At 62.9% G+C, this 19,324-nt stretch carries 13 protein-coding genes; 9 read left to right on the top strand and 4 right to left on the bottom strand.

From position 1 onward, the window contains the following. The first annotated feature begins 764 nt into the window (after positions 1-764). Positions 765-1,850: a glycosyltransferase family 4 protein gene (locus P0D71_RS14290; RefSeq protein WP_408480646.1), complete on the top strand. Its 1,086-nt coding sequence runs from the start codon at positions 765-767 to the stop codon at positions 1,848-1,850. 28 nt (positions 1,851-1,878) lie between these two features. Here the strand turns inward: P0D71_RS14290 and P0D71_RS14285 are convergent, their stop codons facing one another. From P0D71_RS14285 to P0D71_RS14270, 4 genes are all read right to left on the bottom strand, one after another. Beyond that, positions 1,879-4,269 (bottom strand): PIG-L family deacetylase, encoded by a 2,391-nt coding sequence (locus P0D71_RS14285; protein WP_408480644.1) that lies wholly within the window; start codon positions 4,267-4,269, stop codon positions 1,879-1,881. A gap of 132 nt (positions 4,270-4,401) precedes the next feature. After that, the gene (locus P0D71_RS14280; protein ID WP_408480642.1) at positions 4,402-4,854 is read right to left on the bottom strand and encodes a GDP-mannose mannosyl hydrolase; all 453 of its coding nucleotides are present in this window, start codon (positions 4,852-4,854) and stop codon (positions 4,402-4,404) included. 84 nt (positions 4,855-4,938) lie between these two features. Next, positions 4,939-5,088, bottom strand: coding sequence for a hypothetical protein (locus P0D71_RS14275; protein ID WP_408480640.1), 150 nt, complete (start codon positions 5,086-5,088; stop codon positions 4,939-4,941). Between the two features lie 126 nt (positions 5,089-5,214). Next, entirely contained in the window at positions 5,215-7,512 is a 2,298-nt protein-coding gene (locus P0D71_RS14270; protein WP_408480638.1) for a hypothetical protein, read from the bottom strand. 805 nt (positions 7,513-8,317) lie between these two features. Between P0D71_RS14270 and P0D71_RS14265 the strand changes: the two genes are divergently transcribed. From P0D71_RS14265 to P0D71_RS14230, 8 genes are all read left to right on the top strand, one after another. Continuing rightward, positions 8,318-9,310, top strand: a complete 993-nt coding sequence (locus P0D71_RS14265; RefSeq protein ID WP_408480744.1) for a helix-turn-helix domain-containing protein — start codon at positions 8,318-8,320, stop codon at positions 9,308-9,310. 87 nt (positions 9,311-9,397) lie between these two features. Beyond that, positions 9,398-10,957 carry a mannose-1-phosphate guanylyltransferase/mannose-6-phosphate isomerase gene (locus P0D71_RS14260; protein WP_408480636.1) on the top strand — a complete coding sequence of 520 codons (1,560 nt, stop codon included), beginning with the start codon at positions 9,398-9,400 and terminating at the stop codon, positions 10,955-10,957. Positions 10,958-11,010: 53 nt separating this feature from the next. After that, positions 11,011-12,396 carry an undecaprenyl-phosphate glucose phosphotransferase gene (locus tag P0D71_RS14255; protein WP_408480634.1) on the top strand — a complete coding sequence of 462 codons (1,386 nt, stop codon included), beginning with the start codon at positions 11,011-11,013 and terminating at the stop codon, positions 12,394-12,396. A 66-nt stretch (positions 12,397-12,462) separates the two neighbouring features. Then, positions 12,463-13,602 carry a polysaccharide biosynthesis/export family protein gene (locus P0D71_RS14250; protein WP_408480632.1) on the top strand — a complete coding sequence of 380 codons (1,140 nt, stop codon included), beginning with the start codon at positions 12,463-12,465 and terminating at the stop codon, positions 13,600-13,602. 49 nt (positions 13,603-13,651) lie between these two features. Then, positions 13,652-15,886: a polysaccharide biosynthesis tyrosine autokinase gene (locus P0D71_RS14245; protein WP_408480630.1), complete on the top strand. Its 2,235-nt coding sequence runs from the start codon at positions 13,652-13,654 to the stop codon at positions 15,884-15,886. A gap of 97 nt (positions 15,887-15,983) precedes the next feature. Next, complete coding sequence (gene gmd / locus P0D71_RS14240) at positions 15,984-17,102, top strand: GDP-mannose 4,6-dehydratase (protein WP_091796601.1); 1,119 nt, start codon at positions 15,984-15,986, stop codon at positions 17,100-17,102. Between the two features lie 6 nt (positions 17,103-17,108). Continuing rightward, complete coding sequence (locus tag P0D71_RS14235) at positions 17,109-18,068, top strand: GDP-L-fucose synthase family protein (RefSeq protein ID WP_408480627.1); 960 nt, start codon at positions 17,109-17,111, stop codon at positions 18,066-18,068. Between the two features lie 108 nt (positions 18,069-18,176). Next, a complete protein-coding gene (locus tag P0D71_RS14230) occupies positions 18,177-19,319 on the top strand; it encodes a glycosyltransferase family 4 protein (protein ID WP_091796599.1) in 1,143 nt (380 codons plus the stop codon). Positions 19,320-19,324: the final 5 nt, after the last annotated feature.

Genomic DNA, 19,324 nt, shown 5'->3' with positions numbered 1-19,324 from the left:
TCATTTGCAAGCCAGCCGATGACCGAGGCTTCGACACTGGCGTCCTGGATGCGCAGCATTTCCAGCTGCGCGAAGGTGATGCCTTCCCGGGTTGTCGGCCTCGAACGCGTTTCTCTGCAGAGAAACGCTTGTCGCGCGAAACCGGGCCGCTGATGCGAGCGGCTTTGGCGGAATCGGACGACCGGAGAACGTACGACGAAACGGCCAGCGTGTTGAGGAACAGCGCGATTCAGATCGCAATGCTTGAGTTCAGGGCGCTAGCCGATGAACTTTTTACTGTCCTGTAAGCTAGAAATGCTCAGTTTGGGAAGAATCGACCGCAACGATACGCATTAGTGTGCTTAAAAGAAGTAACGAGTCGTTACGTATGATCATTAATGCAGTACTAATTACATTGATCGAATGAAAAAGATCTGTCAGGTGAGACCAGTCTTTTTCCGCCACGGTGAATCGGGGTCGTAAGTATTTGAAATGGATGCCTAACTATCCGGCAGCGTCAATCGACTGAGAAATGGGCGCTAGCGCTCATTAGCGAGCCGAAAAAGTCTTGGGCTTGGCGTAAAAGTGCTGGGTCTTGGGTGTAAGGTTTCCTCGCGACATGGAGTTCGCGGCGGAACTGTCGCTGATTTACGGAGACATTGATGCGCTCTGCAAAAAGGAGCGCGCCATACACGAAGATGGGTGCCGACGTTATTTGGGGTCTGCAATGACGGGGGCGGCATCCCGTCCGCTGCGCAAAAAAGGTTAAGGCTGAGAGATCAATCGTGAGGATTCTTCAACTGGTTCATGCACCGCGATTGTCCGGGGCAGAAGTACTCGTAAAAGGGCTGGCCATTCACCATCAGCGCGGTGGCCATGAAGTCTGCATGACATCGCTGCTTCCGCAGCAGGACGACTTCGCCGACATTCACGCCGAGCTTCAGGCGGCGGGCGTCACCTGTCTGTTTCCCGATGTGCGCTACGGCAGGGTAGGCAAGCTGCTGTACCTGTATCGCGTGGTGCGGCGCTTTCGCCCCGACTTCATCGTGGCTCACGCAACGCTTGCCGCACTGTATGTGCGTCTTCTGCCGGTGAATACGCCGATTGCCTGGGTCATGCATTCCGGTGTGAACGACTTCGAAAACGGCGCGCTCAAGCGGGCCGAGCGCCTCCTTTCGCGGCGGGCGCGGGCGATCATCGGCGTGTCGCAGCAGAATATCGACGATTACCTCCGCGAGATCGGCCGCCATCCGTCCATGGTCGTGATTCCGAACGGCGTGGATGCCCAGTTGTTCGCCGAAGCCAGCGACGCAGGCGCGCCGGATATCGACGCGCACCCGAAGCAGATCGTCCAGCTTGGCCGGTATATCGAAGGCAAGAGCCAGCTCGACACGATCCGCGCTTTCGAACGCGTGCTGCAATCGGAACCGGATGCGCGCCTCTTGCTGTGTGGTGTCGTCGAAGACCTCGACTATCACCGTGCGGTCCTGTCGCTTGTCCGTCAACTGGGTCTGGAAAGCAAGGTGACGGTGAACGGACCGCGCTCGGATGTGGCGGCGCTGCTGCGCGCCTCGCGTGTGTTCGCCATGCCGTCGCGTTTCGAAGCGCAGAGCATCGGTTTTCTCGAGGCGCTTGCTTCGGGCATTCCTGTCGTGGCGAGCCGGATTCCGTCTTTTGGCTTCGCGAGCGCATTTGCCGGCGTCAACCTCGTCGATACGACCGACCCGGAAGCCTACGGCGGCGCATTGCTGAGCGCGCTCGGCATGCCGCGCGCGAACCGGCAACTGGCCGGCTACACGCTGCACGACACAGCGGATCGGTACATGACGATCGCGCGGAAGTTCGTTCAACCGCTCCAGGTTTCAGCCTGACGCCCAATCGGAGCGGCCGGCTCGCACGCTATTGCGCGAGCCGGTCGATTCGCACTGTCTCCGAGAAAAGCCCCGGCAGGTTGCCGAATTCCTGAGCTTCGCCCAACGCGAGTCCGTTTCCTGATGGATAGCGCGACAACGCCGGCGCACCGCCGGTGAAATAGAAATCGCCGAGGGTGGCGTCGGTCCGGCGAAACAGCACGAGTGCGGGGCCCTGCTTGTCGCGCACGAAAGCCGGAAAGACGTCCGACCACGACATGTCGTGCAATGTCGCCGCCCGCACAGGCGAACTTGTCGAGCCGCTCACGTCGAGCGTGGCGACATCGATCATGGCTTCCTCACTCGTTTGGTCGAGATGCGGCGTCAGCAGAATCAGCGTGTTGCTGTCGCGGCCGCGCACGGCGCCCATTGTCACTTTCACGAAGCCGGGGACGAAACTCGCCGGCAAGACGTTGCGCTCGCCGACGCTCATGCGCGCACCTTCATTGGCGATGGAAGTGAGCGCGAGCCGTCCGTTTGCACCGTCCACCGCGATCAGTGAGGCGCGCGAGCCTGCTGTCTCACGCACCAGCAGATTGACGTTCTGCGGCAGGTTCCTGGCCTGTGCCCAGAGCGCCGGCGCGGACGCCATCGCGGCTCCTGCTCCTTGTGCCGACGCGACCCATAGATCAAGTCCGCTGTCGGCCCGTTTTTGCGCGATCAGCACGCTGGCCCGCCCCGTTGCGGTGAAGTCTCCAGCCACATATTGCTGGGCCAGTTCCGGCCTGAACGTATTGCTGGTTTGCAGCCACAGGCGCGGCGCCTCGAAGTGGTCGCCAGCACTGCGAAGCAACCAGAAGGCGGTGCCGCCCTGGCGCGCCGCGACGATCATCAGATCCGCCTTGCCGTCGCCGTCGAAATCGCCGAGCAGAAAGCGCACGCTGTCGAAGCACAGTTTGTCGCCGGCGCAACTTGCCGCGGTGGCGCGCGGATCGAACGGGACGACGCTCGCGTACCACAGCGCGGGCGGCGACACCTTGGCGAGCGAGGCGGCATACACGTTGAATCCGGGGCCGTCGTGTTGCCGCTGGACATACACCGCGGACTGCTCGCCCGAGCCGGCGACGTCGCCCGCCATCACGGCGGCGAGCCGCAAATCGTTCGCCTGCGTGTGTTGCGTGGTGGCCCAACGATAGCGCGTGGTGAGCGCGGTACAGCCGCGCATGGTCAGCTTGCCGTCGTTTTCGCCGAGGCAATGCCGCATTGGCGTATAGACGAGGCCGAAATCCCACGGCGTCCAGCGCTGCGCCACGTCCCATTGATCACAGGTCTCCGCGATCAGATAGCCGTCGCGTTCGGCGATGCACTGCGAAGTCGCGACGCTCACGAGCGCGGCGTTGCGCGTATTGCCCGGATAGACGCTCAACGGATCCCAGCGCCATTGCTGGGCCGGCGAGTCCGTGCACGCCGCGAGCGTCGGCGCACGGCCGGGCCCTGCCGAGCTCAGGCAGCGGCTGGCCGCCGCATTGAAGAGCTGAACCGGACGAGACACGAAGTCCGGCACGCGGCGATCGGTACGGTCGGCAAAGGCATAGCGGCGCGAAATCCAGTTGCCGTCCCACTGAAATTCACCGAATACATGCGACGACTCGCCGCCGTCGATCGAAAAGTAGCTGGCGACGATGTCGCGCTTGCGCTGCACTTCGGCGGCCGGCAGATTGCCCGGCCAGCTGCCGGTCGGATAGGTGACGTGGTAGACGATCGGCACGCCTTTGCCGAGCGTCTGGGCGACGTGGCGAGTAATGCGCGCGGAGAGGATGTGATCGGGATGCTCGATGAACGGCACCGTATCCGGGTTGAGCGTATAGATCAGCGTGGCCGGCGCAAGTATCGCTCTGAGCGTGGCCGACAAGGCATCGCGATCGTACTTCACGCGCACGGAGCCGTCCGCGTTCATCGGATAAGTCGAGAGCGTGGCGTGTTGTTCCCACAGCAGACCGAGCGGCACGCGGCCGCCGCGCACGGCGCCGCCGGGCAGGCGCAGTTCGAACAGGCGCACTTGCGGCCTCGCTTTCAGCACCATCTGATGCACGAGCTTGCCGGCGATCGTCTCGTTGGACTCGAGCCAATCGTCGGGCACGCCCGCCATGCGCGCATAGGCGAGCCGTGAAGCCCGTTCGCGGGTTTGAACGTAAGCGAAGTCCGCGCCATTGGCGCCGCCGATCAGATGGACGGTGGTGATGCACCATCCCGCATCGAGACGCTCGTTGATGGCGGGGTCCACGAATAGCAGATCGTCGTCGAGGTGCGCGACCACGGTGACCAGCGTGCCGGCGCCACAGTCGGCCGCGCGTGCGGAGGCCGGAAGGCAGGCGAAGAAGAGCAGCGCGAGACACGCGATGATGGCATCGCGAACGAGCCGGGTTGCCGATGATCGCATAGTGATTCGAGCCCCTGACGGTGAGCTCGAATCATACTGTAGCGGCTCTGGCGGCCACGTTGCCGAACTCACAGTCGGCGGCAGAATGCGGCCCCGCACGCAGTCGTGCCGACGCGTCTGCTGGCGCGTGTGTCAGCGGAAATAGGCTTTGGTGTTGTCGTGGACGTCCGCGCGCGCGAGCAGTTCCGCGGGCGTAAGCCACAAGTATTCGCTGTGCTGCTCGGGCCGTCCAAGTGGCGCCGTGCCCGCGAGCGTCAGCGCATAGGCGAGCACGATGTAGTGAGTCGATACGTCCGGCTCGCCCGCGAAGTTGTCGCTGTAGTGATGTTCGAACACGCCTTCGAAGCGCGCCGTCGAGCGCGCCAGATTCGCTATGCCGAGCTCGGCGTCGGCGATGCGCGCGAATGCCGCGTCGAGTGTTTCGTCTTTGTGAATGCGGCCGCCGGGAACGAACCAGGTGCCACGGGCAGGGCGATTGCGGCGGCGGCCGATCAGCACGCGCCCTTGGGCGTCGCTGACGATCAGATCGAATGCGACCAGCGGTGTGAGACGGACTACGTCCAGAAAATCGATCTCGGTCAACATGTCATTCCCCCGGTTTTTTTGCGCCGCCCGAACGTACCCGATCAGCGTGATCCCGCAGCGGTATCGAGCTGTCGTCACGACTCGCTAGTAGTCGCGATGGTGATCATCGTTCCGTGTGAGCCGGCGCGACACGCTCGCCAGAAAAAGAGCGAGCAGGATCGCGCCGATCGTCGCGAAGAGAAACGCGCCGATCATTGCGGCCAGTACCAGCATCGTCCATGCAAGGCCGCTCATGTTTCGGCTCCGGCGCTCGGCTCCAGCGTATTGATAGGCATGCTAACGTGCCCCCGTCTGCATGCTATGTGCGCCAGTCGCCGCAGAGCCTGTCACATCACGCCGAAGTATCGTCACATCGCGCCGCTAGCGCGCCACGTAACCCTCGGGTGTCGTCACCGCTTCCTTGAAGACGTCGGCGTTGCCGGAGACGACATAAACCGGCGCGGGCGAGAGTTTCAGGTTCGCCACGCCGTCGCGATACGGCACCGCCGTCGCGTTGCCCATCATGTCGAACACCGTCACTTCGCCCGTGGTGCCGGGCGCGTCGACCCGCAGCCGATAGTCCACGCTCCGGCTCGCGTCGAAACCGGTCTTGGCGCTCCATGCGTCGTTGTCATGCGTCCACAGCGCGGTCACGATCTTGCCGCCGCCGAGCCGGCGGAACGCGTACGCGTAGACGCCTTTGGGCACGCCCTTGAGCGGGCCGAGCGTCACCGTGCCGTCGATGATGCGCGTCATCGCCGCCACTGCAAGCGCCGCGGGCTTCGGGCTGATGCGAGTCGGACCATAAGCGCCGGTCGGATGATCGAGCTCGAAGAAAATGCCGTAGCCCGGCGCGGCGTCCGGCATATCCGCAAGATAGAACACGTAGGTCATGTCGGCGCCTTCGCCTAGCAGGATCAGATGCGTGCGCGCCGTTACCGCCGCCTGGGCGTACAACACGTTCGCGCCGGGATAGCTTTTGCCATACGATTGGCCGATGTCGTAGCTGATACCGGTTTCGGTGACGAACAACGGCGCGCCAGGCTTCAGATATTGATGCATCTCGTGGCGCAGCGCCCGCATCGCGGCGGGCAGCGCGCCCGGCACCGTGCCCTGATTGCCGGTGTCCGCAACCCGCTCCGGTGGATGCGAGGGCGTCGTGCCGATGTCGTAATAACCGTGAATCGTCATGCCGTCCATATAGCGGCCGATTCCAAGCGGACCGAGTTTGCGCATCCACGTGACATTGCCCTGCACGGACGAATAGGTCAGCCCCATTACAACCGCATGCGGATCCGTCTGATGGATCCCTTCCCAGACCGCCTTGTACATGGCGACGAAATTCGCGTCGGTATCGCGCCACGGCAGACCGCCGTCGGCGTCCGGCTCCCATGTCACCTGATAGTAGTTGTCGCGCTGTTTGGGAAAGTAGGTCGTGCGAACCCGATTCGATTCGGCGCCGACTTTGGCCATGTAGTCCTTCATCTGCGCAAGCGAAGTCGGCACATAGCTGTGCGTCTCTTTGCCGGTCGGACTTGCCCACTGGGGAATGCCGTCGAGCTGGATCAATCGCAAGAGGTCGCCGCGCCGGAAGAACGGTGTGAGCTGTTTGGACGCGGGGTCGAATGTGCCGGTTTTTTTCGGCTCCTCCATATACCAGTTGCGATTGTCGTTGACCCACGTCAGACCGAGCGCGGTGTAGACCGGCCGGTAGCCGTCGCCGTCGCAGCAGTGCTGGCCGGGTGCGAGATAGGCAGCGCCCTGCCCGCCGAAGCGGTGCAGATCTTCATACGGAAAACGGACGGCGGGTAACGCCGCGGAGGTATCGGGCAACACGCCGAATGTCGCGATGCCCGCCGGACGTGTGCCGCGCGATTCGAGCTGGCCATGCGCGCGCTCCAGTGACGCGGATACCGCGAAGTAGCCCGCCACGCCGGAAGCGCAACTGAGCGCGGACAGGGTCGCGCCGGCCGCGACGGGGAAGCGGCCACTGGCGCGCACGACATTCCACGCGTCGCGTATTTGCCAGTTGAGTGTGTCGCTTTGCTTGGGGCGCGAGATGAAAACCAGTGCGAATGGTTTGGCCGCGGCGAACAGGCGCGTGCCGTCGCTGGGCGTGTCGGCTTCGAGCACATCGCCCTTCGCGCTCGTGGGTACCTGCGACGAAGGCGCCGAGCAACGCAAGCCCTGGCCGGGCGGCGCCTTCAGATCGGAGGGCACGGATTGCGCTGCGGCGCTCGATGCGATGTCGTTATTGACGGCAGCCTTCGCGGCAGGCGCGAGCGTGCTGCCTACTGCGGTGGGCGCCATTGCACAGCGCTTCTCGACACCGGGCGCCGGATCGCCGAATACGCCGTTGTTGCATTCGGCGCTATTCGAGAACGTCTTGACGACATGCTGTTGCGGCGTGCCATACAGCACGTCGCGCGTGCCACTGAACCGACAGGTGCCGTACTCGGCCGCGCACGGTGTCCACTTTCTGCCGTCCGCGGAGAACTCGGCATTGCTCACACCATTCGCTTGCGGTGCGACCTCTGCCGCCGCGCATCGAAACGTTGAAACGCCGAGCAAGATGAAGGCCGCCACCGAGGCGACCATGCTGATGCGCAGTCCTCTCCGCTCGGCGGACCAGCCGCCGGCGCGCTTTCGCAGCGCGCGCTGTTCGCGTACATTCGACATGTGTTCCCCGTGTCGTTCGCTGTACTACCCCCAGGCGACAAACGCGTCGCCCATTTACTAGTTCACCAGGTCGGACCCGCCTTGCGGCACCTCTTCAGGCAATGTGTTGCGGAAACCGCATAGTGTATTTCCGCAAACCCCTGGCGGAAAAGGCCCGTTTCTCATTCGACAGATTCCGCCACTGGCCCGTCTATTGCCGCTCGGTCTAAAGTTGTCTTATTCCGGTGTTTCACGTTTGAAACATTAATCGCCAGCTTTATATTCATGCGATCCAATTACAACGAATTAAATAATTTTGTCCCGCCTTCAAGTGCTTATATTGGTTGTTCGTTTTACTTATTGCCACTCCGAAGATTTATCGTCAGAAGATAGCCGGTCCTGGCGTTCCCGCAGAGCTGGTGCTCGTATAGCGAAGCCGGCTGCGCTCATTCTGACGTTGCCGCGGGGAAAAGTCACTTCAAATCGGTTTGGCGATGGGTAGTTCGAATGGTAAGTCGGCCTTTTTCGAGTAGTCGCAGTGTGTGCGGTGCCGAACGAAATCGCGGTTTTCTTTGCATTAACATTCGCAGAATGCAAATTGATTCATATGCGGAATCGGCAATTAATTCATTGAAAAGACAGCGGCAGCGGGATTGTTCCGAAAATCCCTGGGTGGTCACCCTGTCAATACGCCAACATGTACGCGCTTTCGGTCATGGCGGCTAAATGCTTGATTGCCGGTGACTATGATGCGCTGCACAGAGGAGGCCTCTCTGTGGCCGCCCGAGAGTGAAAAGTAGATCCGTTTTCTGGTGAGAGGATGACTATGACCTGCGCGAGTCTCGAGTCTGCAATGCTGCGCTGGGTGCACGCTCCGAACAAGGGTATGCGTCGCATCGCGATACTGATGTTCAACGACTGCTCGCTGCAGGGAGCAGGGGTTGTTGCCGAGGTGTTCCAGGCCGCGAATGAAATGGCTTCGTCCGGTTCGGGCGGCTGGTTATACGACGTTTCGTTCCTGTCGGCCGACGGCGGCATGGTGACTTCGTCGTCCGCGCTGCGGGTGTGGACAGATGGACTCGACGCGCGGCATTACGGCGGTTTCGATGCGCTGTACGTCGCGGGCGGTAAAGGCGCATTCGCCGCCGCGAGCGACGAGCGGCTGATTGCCTGGCTGCGTCGGGTGCGCCGCAACACCGGCATGATCAGACCGATCGCCGAAGGCCGGGCGCTGCTCGATGCCGCGTACGTGCCGGAGAACAAAGAAAGCAAGGACAGCGCCGACCAGAACGGACAATCCGCTCAGGCGCGCCAGCCTGAACAGGGCGCCGACGCGGGCGATCGCCTCGAATCGATGAGAAGCGCGCTCGCCATGATCAAGCGCGATCTTGGCAGCGCCACGGCGCGCACGGTTGCCGAGCGACTGCTAGCCGATTCGTGCTCGAATCTCGCGCCGCTGCTAGGTGAAGACGGCGGTCTGAGCCCCGGCGACAAGGTGCGCGCGGCCGCTCGCTGGCTCCAGGAAAATTGCCAGCAGGCGATTTCGATTGCCGACGCCGCGCAGTTCGCCGCGATGAGCGAGCGCAATTTTCTGCGCCGCTTCAAGATGGAAATGGGTATTACGCCCTCGAGTTTTCTGTTGCACGAGCGTCTGGCGGTGACCTGCAGCCTGTTGACCGAATCCGAATTGCCGGTCGACAAGATCGCGCGGCGCACCGGCATGGGCAATGGCGACCGCCTGGCGAAGGTATTCCGCAAGCGGATGAGAATTTCGCCAACCGAGTTTCGGATTCAAAGCCGCCGACTGGTCGGCGAATAGCGCGACGGGGCCAGCCGGGAGCCGTGTGGCAACGCGGCATCCGGTCCGAATTTCCGCCGATCTTTGAGAATTATAAGGAATGCGAATATGTTGACTCAGGGAGTTGTGAGCGCCGTGTCGGTCGACCCTAACGGTGCGGGCGCCGCAGTGGCGCATGGGCGTTGCGCGCGCATCGTCCCGGTCATTCTGGCGGGCGGTTCAGGCACGCGGCTGTGGCCGGTGTCGCGCGAAAACTTTCCGAAGCAACTGATCGACGTAGTCGGTTCCGACTCGCTGCTGCAAGCCACCGCGCGACGCATGGACGGGTTTCCCGCGGGCTGGAAAGTGGAAGCGTCGCCGATCATCGTGTGCGGCGAGGAACATCGCTTCGTGATCGCCGAACAACTTCATGAAAACGGCGTCGACGCTCGTCTTATTGTCGAGCCGGCGCGACGCGATACGGCGCCCGCGCTGACGCTGGCGGCATCGCTCGCGTGCGCGGACGGTGGTGACGCGATTCTCGTCGTTATGCCGGCGGATCACTCGATCGCCGACGTGCCCGCGTTGCAGGCCGCGCTCGAACTGGCAGCGCGCTACGCGGAACAGGGCTCGATCGCGACGCTGGGCGTGCCGCCCACGCGCCCCGACACCGGCTTCGGTTATATCCGCATCGGCGCGGAGTTGGCGGGCGGCGGCCATGCGATCGACGGTTTCGTCGAAAAGCCGGCAGAAGAACTCGCGGCGAAGTACGTCGCGGCAGGCATGTATTGGTGGAACAGCGGCATCTTCATTGTCCGGGCGAGCGTGTGGCTCGATACGTTGAAGCGTTTGCAACCCGAAATGCACGCGGCCTGCGAACGCGCATTCACCGGCGGCCACCAGGATGGCGCGTATTTCCGGCCGTTGATCGACGCGTTCCTCAGTGCGCCCGCGAATTCGATCGACTACGCAGTGATGGAGCGCCTGACCGAGACGGCCGAACCTGACTCGACCGATGGCGCGGCCGCGAACGCGCCGGCACAACCGGCCGGCGTCGTGGTCGGGTTGAATGCAGGCTGGTCGGACCTGGGCTCGTGGGACGCCGTGTGGGCCGCGATGGAAAAGGACGCCAACGGTAACGCTGGACGCGGCCGCGTAACGTTCGAAGGCGCGGTATCGAGCTACGCGCATTCGGAAGGGCGCCTCGTCGCCTGCGTGGGCACCACCAACGTCGTGGTGGTCGAGACCGCCGACGCGGTGCTGGTGGTCGATCGCTCGCACGTGCAGGACGTGAAGGGTCTGGTGTCGCGTATCAAGGCGCAGCACGCGCCGGAGGCCGACGCGCATCGCAAGGTGCGCCGCCCTTGGGGTTTCTACGATTCGATCGACCATGGCGAGCGTTTCCAAGTCAAGCGCATCGTCGTCACGCCCGGTGCGCAACTGTCGTTGCAATTGCATCACCACCGCGCCGAACACTGGGTCGTCGTGCGTGGCACGGCGCTCGTCACGCGCGGTGAAGAGCAGTTCCTGTTGAGTGAAAACGAATCGACCTACATTCCGCTCGGCACCCGCCACCGGCTCGAAAACCCGGGAAAGGTGCCGCTCGAAATCATTGAAATCCAGTCAGGCACCTATCTCGGTGAAGACGACATTGTGAGGTTTAACGACAACTACGGCCGCTGCTCCTAAACAGCACGCCGGATTCAACTGCAGACAAGAACGGCAAGAACGAGGTGACCAAAATGCGCAAGTTTCAGGATTTGCTCGCGCGAGTTTTTGATGTTGCATTGGTGTTGGCGGGTGCGGCGGTGGCGTCGCAGATCCGCTTTGATTACCTCGCTCAATCCGGGTTCTATTGGGCGCTCGTGATGTTTTCCGCCGCCTTCGCGCTGGCCATCTTTCCGGCGTTCGGCGTCTACGAATCATGGCGCGGCCGCTCCAAGCTGGCGCTGGCGGGCCAGGTCTCGCTCGCGTGGCTGATGGTGCAGGGCAGCGCGCTCGTGCTGATGTATTCGCTGCATCGTATCGACTTCGTGTCGCGTCTGTGGTTCTCGTACTGGACGGCCGTGACCGGTGGCCTGCTGATCGCGTACCGGCTGATGACGCATGCCGTGCTGGCGCGCGCACGCAGCGCCGGCCTGAATCTGCATCAGGTCGCCATTGTCGGCAGCGGCTCGCAGTGCGACGCCATCATTCGCCGGATCGGCGCCGCGCCGACCACCGGTTTTCGCGCCGCGGCGGTATTCAACGCGCGTCCGGACGTCTCGCCGGTCACGAGCCCAGGCGTGCCGGTGTTCGACACGGTCGATGCGCTGGCCGGCTATATGCGCACCAATAACGTACACGAACTGTGGCTCATGCTCTCGCTCAGCGAGGAGCCGCTGATCTGTTCGCTGGTCAGCGAATTCCGCGACGATCTGGTGAACATCCGCTTCATGCCGGATGTGCGCAGCCTCGCGCTCTTCGAGGGCAGCGGCGTGATCGATCTGCTCGGCGTGCCGGCGATCAACCTGGTGGCTTCGCCGCTGTCGGCGAGCTCCATGCTGAAGAAAGAAATCTTCGACCGCCTGTTCGCCTTGACGGCGCTGATCGCCCTCGCACCCGTCATGTTCGCTATTGCGATCGCGGTGAAGCTGTCCTCGCGCGGTCCGATCCTGTTCAAACAGAAACGCAAAGGCGCGGACGGCCAGGTATTCACGATCTACAAATTCCGCTCGATGCGTCTGCATACCGAGCAAAAAGGCACCGTCAGCCAGGCCACGCGCAACGATCCGCGCGTCACCAAAGTGGGCGCGTTCCTGCGCCGCACGAGCCTCGACGAACTGCCGCAATTCTTCAACGTGTTGCTTGGCGACATGTCGGTCGTTGGACCGCGTCCTCATGCACTCGAGCACGACGACCTCTATCAGAAAGTGGTCGCGGGCTATATCAATCGCTACCGGATTAAACCGGGGATCACGGGGTGGGCACAGATCAACGGCTTTCGTGGCGAGACCGACCGCATCGAGAAGATGGAACGTCGGGTGGAACATGACTTGTATTACCTGGGACATTGGTCGTTCGCACTCGACATGCGGATTATCGGCGCGACGATAGTCGCCGGACTGGTGCATCGAAACGCTTACTAAGTGGTTAACAAAACGCCAGACGCTACCTCTCTCGAGGAACACGCCGTGGCGCACGGAGGAAACATCATGAGCTCGCTTGGTTTACGCACGGGAAGTCTCCTGGTTTTCGCTACTGCAGCACTGCTTTCCGGATGCGGGATCGCACCGGGCCAGCGGATGATCACGCCTGCCGCAATTCAGGACACGGGTGGTGATTTCAGTACCGAAGCGAACACGCAACAACAGATTCCGATCACCGACATCAACCTCACGATGCTGCGCAAGATGAGCCAGGCGCAGAGCACCGCGCCGCTTTCGCCGCAAATGGTCGCCCTGTTCGGCAAGCCGACCGTTTACAAGGTCGGCCCCGGCGACGTGCTGCAGATCGTCGTGTGGGATCACCCGGAACTCGCTGCCGCGCTCGGCCAGCCGGCACAGAACCCGAAGGCGACGGATGCCGCACCTGGCTTCCTGATCGACGAAAACGGCGATGTGCAGTTTCCGTATGCAGGCACCGTGCACGTGGCCGGCAAAGACGTCGCCTCGATCCAGAAGGAGCTGTCGCGCCGTTTGAGCAAGGTGTATCAGAAGCCGGAAGTGACGGTGCGGGTGGCCTCGTTCCGCGCGGCGCAGGTGTATGTCGACGGTGAAGTGCGCACGCCGGGCGCTCAATCGGTCAACGACATTCCGATGTCGCTCACGACCGCAATCAGCTTGAGCGGCGGTCTTAGCGCGAATGCGGATCGCAGCCGCGTAGTGTTGATCCGCAACGGCGTGCCGTATCAGCTCAATCTGGACGATCTGATCAAGCGCGGCCGCAATCCGTCGGATATCTATCTGCAGCCGGGCGACGTGCTGCGTGTGGCGTCGCGTGAAGACAGCGGCGTCTACGTGATGGGCGAGGTCAACAAGCCGGCGACCATCCTGCCGATGCGCAACGGTTCGCTGACGCTTTCGCAGGCGATTTCCGACAGCGGCAGCTTCGACTCCAACACGGCCGCGGCCCGGCAACTGTTCGTGATCCGCAATTCGACGAGCGACAAGCCCGAGGTGTACCACCTCGATGCGACCTCGCCGGTCTCGATGGTGCTCGCCAACCAGTTCGAACTGCAGCCGAAGGACGTGGTGTACGTCGGTCAAGGCGGTCTGGTCCGCTTCAACCGTGTGTTGAACCTGCTGCTGCCGGCGATCAATGCGGCTGTAACGGGCGTGGTCCTCGCGAAATAACAACCGTGCAACGTGATCTTGAACCGCCGGGCTTTGTTGGGTGAAGAAAATGGCAATCAACTTCGAAAACCGCTACACCGACGTGTCCGGACCGGACGAGCTTCATCTGTCGGACTATCTGCGTACGATCGTGCGAGGCTGGCGCACGATCGTGATGGTGACGCTGATCGCGCTCGCGCTGGGGTGCGCGTACGCTTTCCTCGCGCCGCCGACGTACCGCGCGGATGTCCTGTTCCACGTCGAGGACAAGACGGCCAATGCCAATGCGAACGGCAAGGATTCCTTGCCGCCGCTTACCGGCATGTTCGACACCAAGCCTTCGACGGCGGCCGAGATCGAGCTGCTGAAGTCGCGGCTCGTCACGGAAGAAACCGTCAAGAAACTCCACCTCGATATCACGGCAGCGCCGCGTTATTTCCCGATCATCGGCGGAATGATCGCGGGGTTGGTGAACGGGCAATGGGGCTTCAGGTTGCCGCAGTTCATCAACCTGTCCGGCTATGCGTGGGGTGACGAGAGCATTTCGGTGTCGCGGTTCGACACCTCGAAGGAAATGTACGACACGACCTTCACGCTGGTTTCCGGCGCCGACAACTCGTACGTGCTGCGCGACAAGAACGGTATCGCGATTCTGTCGGGCAAAGTAGGCGAGACCGTGGAAACCGATACCGCCGACGGCCCGATCACACTGCGCGTCGACAAGCTGGTTGGCCCCGCCGGCTCGCGTTTCGAACTGCAGCGCGCCTCGACGCTGAGCACGGTGGACCGCTTGCAAAAGGCGCTCGTGGTGCAGGAAACCACGCTGCAATCCGGCGTGATCCGCGCGAGCCTGGAAGGCGGCGACAGCGGCTTGACCGCGGCGATCGTCAACAGCATGGCGCGCGAGTTCGTGCGTCAGGACGTGGAGAGCCGTTCGACCGAAGCCGAGCACATGCTCGCCTTCCTCGATCAGCAACTGCCGGGCTTGCGCAAGGAACTCGACGACGCCGAGCAACGCTACAACAAGTTCCGCAATACGCACGGCACGGTCGACCTGGGCGAAGAAAGCCGCCTGTTGCTGCAACAGATCGTCGATAACAAGACCAAGCTGATGGATCTGCAGCAGCAACGCGCGGAGATGTCGCAACGCTTCACGGCGAATCACCCGGCGGTGGCCGCGCTCGACGCGCAGATCGCCGCGTTGCAAGGCGCCGCGGCGAACATGAACCGCAGCGTGGCGGTGATGCCGGATACGGAGCAGACCGCATTGCGTCTGCTGCGCGACGTGCACGTCGACACGGAGCTGTACACCAATCTGCTGAACAGCGCGCAGCAACTGCGCGTGGCGAAGGCGGGCCAGGTGGGCAACGTGCGCGTGGTCGACTTCGCCGAGGCACCTGACGAACCCGTGCGTCCGAAGCGTGTGATCGCGATCCTGATCGCGCTCGGCGGCGGCCTCGTGCTCGGCATTCTGCTGACCTTCTTCAAGCGCGCCATGTACGGCGGCGTGGAACGGCCGGACGAACTCGAAGGCATGCTCGGCGTGCCGGTGTTCGCGGTGGTGCCGCGCAGCCAGACCCAGTTGAAGCTGCAGGAGAACGTCATGCTGCGCCGTCGCGGGCTGCATGTGCTCGCGCAGCAGGCGCCGGAAGACATCGCCGTGGAAGGCGTGCGCAATCTGCGCACCTCGCTGCAACTCTCGCTCGATCACGCCGAGAACAACGTGGTGATGATCACCGGCTCGCGGCCCGATTCCGGCAAGTCGTTCCTCTCGGTGAACCTCGCGGCGCTGGTGGCCTCGGCGAACAAGCGCGTGCTGATCATCGACGGCGATATGCGGCGCGGCGACGTGCACTCGCATTTCGGTGTCGCGCATCAGCCGGGTCTGTCCGATGTGCTGAGCGGCGGCGACCTGAGCGCGATGATCCAGCGCGACGTGCTGCCGGGTCTCGACGTGCTCGCCAAGGGCACGCTGCCCTCGCATCCTGCCGAACTGCTGATGAGCAAGCGCTTCGAAACGATGCTCGAAGAACTGAAGTCGCACTACGACCTCGTGATCGTGGATACGCCACCGGTTCTCGCAGTGACCGACTCGACGTTGATCGGCAAGTACGCGGGCACGACGCTGCTGGTGGTGCGCCACGGCCGTCACCCGCTCAACGAGGTCATGGAGACGGCCAAGCGGCTGCGCAACGGCGGCGTGCCGCTCAAAGGCGTGCTGCTGACCGACGTGCCGCAGGAAGGGGCGTTCCTCGGCTCGGGCTATCAGGGCGGTTATTACGGGTACGACAGCATCGCCGGTTGAGACGGCGGCCGACGGCCGGCGGTTCGACGAAGTTCAAGAGGCTAATGGCACCGGGCTATGGCACTGGGATTGCAAAGGTTAACGAGGAGAATGCTCCATGAAACGTAAGGTCGCGCTGATCACCGGCATCACAGGACAGGACGGATCGTATCTGGCGGAGTTGTTGCTCGCCAAGGATTACGACGTACACGGCATCAAACGCAGGTCATCCCTGTTCAATACAGACCGGATCGATCACCTGTACCGCGATCCCCACGATCCGGACCAGCGACTCTTTCTGCACCACGCGGATCTGACCGACTCGACCAGCCTTCTGCGCGTGATTCAGCGTGTCGAGCCTGACGAGATCTACAACCTCGCCGCGCAGAGCCACGTTGCGGTGTCGTTCGAGGAGCCGGAATACACCGCTAACGCGGACGGCCTCGGTGCGCTGCGGATTCTCGAAGCGATCCGGATTCTCGGGCTGCAGGAAAAGACGCGCTTCTATCAGGCTTCGACTTCGGAGCTGTACGGCCTCGTGCAGCAGGTGCCGCAGTCGGAGACCACGCCGTTCTATCCGCGCAGCCCGTATGCGGTGGCCAAGCTGTTCGCGTACTGGACCACGGTCAATTATCGCGAGGCATACGGCCTCTATGCCTGTAACGGGATTCTGTTCAATCACGAATCGCCGGTGCGCGGCGAGACGTTCGTGACGCGCAAGATTACGCGCGCCGTCGCGCGTATCGCGGTGGGCATGCAGAAGACGCTGTATCTCGGCAATCTGTCGGCATTGCGCGACTGGGGTCATGCCCGCGATTACGTCGAGATGCAATGGCGCATGCTCCAGCAGGAGCGGCCGGAGGACTACGTGATCGCCACCGGCGTGCAGTACAGCGTGCGTCAGTTCGTGCAGCACGCGGCCGCCGAGCTTGGCGTCACCGTGCGCTTCGAAGGCACCGGCGTGGATGAAATCGGCATCGTCGAGAAAGTGGAAGGGCGCGAGATCAAGATGTCGCCGGGCGACGTGATCGTGCGCGTCGATCCGCGCTACTTCCGGCCCGCCGAAGTCGAGACGCTGCTCGGCGATCCGTCGAAGGCGCATGCGAAGCTCGGCTGGCAGCCGACCACGTCGTTCGCCTCGCTCGTCAAGGAAATGGTGCGCGCGGACTATCAGATTGCCCGACGTGACGCGCTCGTCACGCTGGCCGGATTCACGGCGCTGGAACATCACGAGTAACTGGCGATGAACAAACAAGCACGCATTTTCGTCGCGGGCCACCGTGGCATGGTCGGCTCCGCGCTGGTCAGGCGTCTTGCCGCCGAGGGGTATCCGAACGTGATCACCCGCTCGCGGCAGCAGCTCGACCTCACGGATCAGGCGGCCGTGAATCGCTTCTTCGAAGGCGAACAGATCGACGTGGTGCTGCTCGCGGCCGCGCGCGTGGGCGGTATTCTCGCGAACGCGACGCGCCCGGGGGAGTTCATCTATGAAAACCTGGTGATCGAAACCAACGTGATCCACGCGGCGTACCGGGCCAGGGTCGGGCGGCTGGTGTTCTTCGGTTCGTCATGCATTTATCCGAAGCAATGTCCGCAGCCCATCCGCGAGGAGTATCTGCTGACCTCGCCGCTCGAACCGACCAACGACGCCTATGCGATCGCGAAGATCGCCGGCGTCAAGCTGTGCGAAGCCTACAACCGCGAGTACAACACCCAGTACGTGGCGTTGATGCCGACCAATCTGTACGGTCCGAACGACAACTACGATCTGAATAGCAGCCACGTGTTGCCGGCGCTTCTGCGCAAGGCTCATGAAGCGAAGGTGAACGGCGACGCCACGCTGTCGGTGTGGGGTTCGGGCACGCCGCGCCGCGAATTCCTGCACGTCGACGATCTGGCCGCGGCCACGTTGTTCGTGCTCGAGCACAACGTGACGGAAGGCCTGTTCAATGTCGGCGTGGGTGAAGACCTGTCGATTCGCGAGCTGGCCGAATGCATCTGCAAGGTGGCCGGCTTCGACGGTGAACTCGTGTTCGACGCCTCGAAACCCGACGGCACGCCGCGCAAGCTGCTCGACGTCTCGCGCCTCGCGCAAATGGGCTGGCGCGCAACGATCGGTCTGGAAGAGGGGATCGCGTCCACGTACCGGGACTTCGTCGAATCCCATGCCGGTTCGACACCCGCTGCCGCCGTCGAGGTATAGGCGCACGGATTGCCGCTTGAGCGCGGCTTTGAAATGACTAGCTGGGGCGCTGTGCGAGCGCGGAACGCGCCATGCACGCAGGACGAATCTTCGAGGAGTGGCATAAAAATGACAGCGTCAGTCACGATCTTTCACAACGTCGTGTGGTCGCGCCACAAGGGTGTCGTGTTTTCCGCGTTGCATAACATTTCGGCTTCAGGCGCGATTCGCTATTCAATGGTGCAGATCGCCGATACGGAGCATGACCGCGTCGGGTTTTCCGACGTCGATTATTCGTTTCACCGCTATCCGATGCAGAAGCTGTTCGACGGCTGCTACGAAGACGTGCCGACCATGAAGCTGATCGCGCGGCTCACGTGGGAAGTCTTGCGCACCAAGTCGGACCTGATCGTGCTGCCGGGCTATCACCGCCCGGAATATTGGGCCATGCTCGCGGCCTGCATCGTGACCGGCAAACGGCGCGCGGTGTTCTGCGATTCGACCGCGCGCGACCGCCCCAAGAAGCTGCTGACGTCGATTCCCAAGCGCGTGTTTTTCTCGCTGTGCGACGGCTATTTCGGATTTGGCGAGCGCAGCCGCGAGTATCTGCTCTCGCTCGGTGCGAAGCGCGAGAAGATTTTCGTGCCGTGTCAGGCAGCGGCGTTGCCGGGTTCGTTTTCGCCGGAGCGTGCGCTGGTCGAGCGGGTCGCCGCTCGCGCGGGCAATCAGCCGGTGTTTCTGTTCGTCGGGCGTCTGTCCGAAGAGAAAGGCATCGGCACGCTGATCGAGGCGCTCGCCGGATTGCGGCGGCGTGTTCCGGCGGCGAAGCTGCGCATTGTCGGCACGGGCCCGATGCGTGAGGCGTTGCATGCGAAGGTGGCCGAGCTCGAACTCGGCGACGCGGTGACGTTCGTCGGCAGTCTGCAGGACGAGCCGCTTACGCAGGAGTATTACGGCGCGACCTGCATGGTGCTGCCGAGCTACAGCGAACCGTGGGGACTGGTGGTCAACGAAGCGCTCGCGCATGGTTGCCCGGCGGTGGTCAGCGAGAGTTGTGGCTGCGTGCCGGAACTGGTGATCGACGGGGTGAGCGGCTACGCATTTACCGCGGGCGATGTCGCCGGGCTGCAGCGCACCATGCTCAAGGCAATGGAAGCGTTCGCCGATGCGGGCGGCACCGCGCGCCGGTGCATGGATGTGATTCGCCGTTTCGACCCGCCTTCGGCGGCTGCCAATATCGCCCGCGGCTGTGCGTTGATGTTGAGCGACTGAGTCGC

The organism is Paraburkholderia sp. RL17-383-BIF-A (assembly GCF_046028015.1).
Classification (GTDB): Bacteria; Pseudomonadota; Gammaproteobacteria; order Burkholderiales; family Burkholderiaceae; genus Paraburkholderia.
Note: the sequence above shows the minus strand (reverse complement) of the source record. Positions and strands in the feature narration are given on the sequence as shown.